The organism is Exiguobacterium sp. s192, from assembly GCF_018618795.1.
Taxonomy (GTDB): Bacteria; Bacillota; Bacilli; order Exiguobacteriales; family Exiguobacteriaceae; genus Exiguobacterium_A; species Exiguobacterium_A undae.
On sequence record NZ_JACSMS010000025.1, the window covers coordinates 1 to 3,115 of the forward strand.

The window sequence follows — 3,115 nt, forward strand, 5'->3', positions numbered from 1 at the left end:
AATAGCGAACGAAGACAATGGAAACTACAAAAGATGACTCCGGTACAATACCGAAGCCATCTCATAGCATCTTAAAACGTTAAGGGTGCTTTTATTAAACTGTCCAAACTCTAGGGCTCAGTTCAATCACAAGATTTTGCGGTGCTTTTTCTAAATATGTATTAACGTAAAGAGGGGTAAAAATTTTCTTGATTTCTTCAATCTTTTGTTCGTAATACGTTGAACTAGTGACTATGTCATGAATGGTATCTGAGTTAATTTTAATATTATTTACTTCTACCTCTAATTTACCTTCAATAATGGACATAAAGAAACTGTCACAAACACTGGTGATAATATCATCAGTTTCAGCATATCCTTTTCTTAAGTATGGAATGATAATTTTTAGTCCTCTTGTAGTTTTTGAAAATACTTCGTGGAATTCATTTTTAAAAGGCATAAATTTAGTAGATGTATCATTATCCTGCTGAAGCTTAGCAAAATAGCCGCTCGCCCGGTAATATTGATCTTTGTATGCATGTTCAATTAATTGAATCGTTCCTCCCAGGTGTTGTTCCCCGTTTTGATCACAGTTAGCAAAAAACATAAGATGAATATCAGACGCCGCATTAGATGCAATTTTCCCTACTCCGTGTGACCCTCCCCGCGCAGTCTCAATTGTGCTGTCGGATTCTTCAAAATGAACTCCTTTGTTATATGCATAAATTCCCCACGTATGTTCTTTTGAATTACTTTGACCGTAACTTGCACCTGTAAGACCTTTAGTATTTTGATCTTCAAACGAGATATAAGATACAGATCTTTGATCAACTTTATTAAGCATGTGACGAATAGCTTCTTTTGTGTAACTGTTTCGCCCCTGTAATGCTCTGATTCGATCAATCAATTCTTCGTTACCCGGAATACATCTTGTTTCCAGTTCACCTGTTTGAATCTTTACACTTACAGGACCTTCATAACTTTTAAGTTTTCCATCAAGTGAATTCTGAATATTTTCTCGCACTAATCCGGTTACTTTCATATCATAAAATCTTTCAAGAACTTTATTAAAATTTGATTCTTCAATGTTAGGTATCTTTGAAAATCTCCAGTAATTCGTTTCATTTAACAGCACTTAATTTCACCTCTAATTTTAATTTCATTATTTCCTCATTGTTCCAATTATACGGTATAGGTTATCATAGATCTATATTTTGAAAATTATTGTAATTACTCTATTTAATTTTAAATATATTTAATTTTAATTAAAGAAAGCAGGCATCTCATATGGCAATTAAAAATTATGCTTTTAAAACTTTAGGAGCTTTTATTCAGGAAAATACATATCATATTCCAGATTATCAGCGTGAATACTCATGGGAAGAATCTCAAATTTTAGATTTTTGGAGTGATTTGAAAGCACTTCGAGATTCAAATGAAACAGAGCATTTTTTTGGACAAATTGTAGTTCATGATGAAAATGAAGTGGAGAGCAGTACTGTAAAGTACATAATTGATGGTCAACAAAGAACTACGACTTCAATCATTTTTTTAAGCGTTCTAAAAGAATTAGCTTTGGAATTGACTGGGCAGGATATCGCTGATGCGGAAGAAATTGCAGAAGACATTAAAATTAAATTTATTGGTCGTTGGACTCCTTCTAATGATCGCCTTCAATTTAAACCGGCTTTGACCGATTCAGACTTTTTTAGAACTTTTATTCAGGCACGCACCAAAAGTTTTGATGAGCAGAAACCTAAAAATCGTGCTCAAAAAAGAATGAAAGAAGCTTATTTATTACTGGATGAAAAGTTGCGGGACGAGATTAATGGTATTTCTCCTCAAGATCAATTTATTATTCTGAAAGAATTTTTCACTTCTTTTATCAGCAAGTTCAAGGTCATGTATGTTGAAACCTCTTCTCTTGAGGAAGCATTTATTATTTTCGAGTCTTTGAATGCTAGAGGTAAGGGTTTAGAAACATCTGATCTGTTGAAGAATCATTTATTCAAAACTTCAAAATCGCAAATAGAGTCTGTTAAAAATAAGTGGGAAAAAATCGCTGATAATATTGGTACTTCTGAAGCAACAAAATTCATTCGTTATTATTGGAATTCTATTGAAACATTTACGCGAACCCAAAACTTATTCCGTAGAATGAAAATGAAAATAAATACTGAAGGTCAAGTAATTGCACTAATCAGCAATCTAGAAAACCTATCCGATGTATATACAACACTTAATACAAATACTGGTACTAGTGTATTTAATAACAAATCTTTAAATGCATCCTTAAAAAATTTGAGAACCTTTAACGCTACTTCTTTTTATCCAATTGTGTTTGCTATGTATTTAAAAAATTGGGATGAAGAAGATATTTTTGACGTGATCTCTTCTATTGAAAAATTAATTTTCCGGAATATCATTATTGCTAAAAATGCTGCCAATAAATATGAATTGATTTTCGCTGAATGTGCTGTTGCTATATCTACTAAAAATGCAACTAAAAACGATATTGTAAATGATTTAAACAACTATAAAATTTCAAATGAAGCATTTAAAAATCACTTTTCGACTTTGGAAACTAAGAATAAGCCAATTATCCGGTACATTTTAAAAGAAATTAATAATTTAAATTCGACTAATGAAACTATTATTTCTGATTCTGTCGATGTTCATATCGAGCATATTCTCCCACAAACAAAAGGAGAATGGATTATTTATGATCACGAAGACTTCGTAAATAAGCTTGGTAACCTTACTTTATTGGGAAGTGAGTTCAATAGAAAAATTTCGAACAGTTTATTCGACAACAAAAAGAAAATGTATCAAAAAAGCGAAATAAAAATCACACAAGACTTATTAACATATTCAGATTGGGGAACAACAGAAATCAATCTTCGTCAAAAACGCTTTACAGATCATGCCTTAACTATTTGGTGATCATGCTTTTAAAACAAGCCTATTATTTTGATTAATTAAATTAAAAAAGCCATTTGAGTACATTATCTGAACTGAGCCCTAGAGTTTGGACAGTTTAATAAAAGCACCCTTAACGTTTTAAGCTGCTATGAGATGGCTTCGGTATTGTACCGGAGTCATCTTTTGTAGTTTCCATTGTCTTCGTTCGCTATTG

At 31.8% G+C, this 3,115-nt stretch carries 2 protein-coding genes; one reads left to right on the forward strand and one right to left on the reverse strand.

What is annotated here, in order from left to right; genetic code table 11:
- Positions 1-94: 94 nt before the first annotated feature.
- The gene (locus tag KNP87_RS17105; RefSeq protein ID WP_214722383.1) at positions 95-1,114 is read right to left on the reverse strand and encodes a hypothetical protein; all 1,020 of its coding nucleotides are present in this window, start codon (positions 1,112-1,114) and stop codon (positions 95-97) included.
- Positions 1,115-1,266: 152 nt separating this feature from the next.
- Between KNP87_RS17105 and KNP87_RS17110 the strand changes: the two genes are divergently transcribed.
- Positions 1,267-2,922 carry a DUF262 domain-containing protein gene (locus KNP87_RS17110; protein WP_214722384.1) on the forward strand — a complete coding sequence of 552 codons (1,656 nt, stop codon included), beginning with the start codon at positions 1,267-1,269 and terminating at the stop codon, positions 2,920-2,922.
- Positions 2,923-3,115 lie beyond the last annotated feature (193 nt).

Coding starts and splice junctions, on each gene's coding strand:
- KNP87_RS17110 (WP_214722384.1), top strand. CDS start 1,267: ATGGCAATTAAAAATTATGCTTTTAAAACTTTAGGAGCTTTTATTCAG.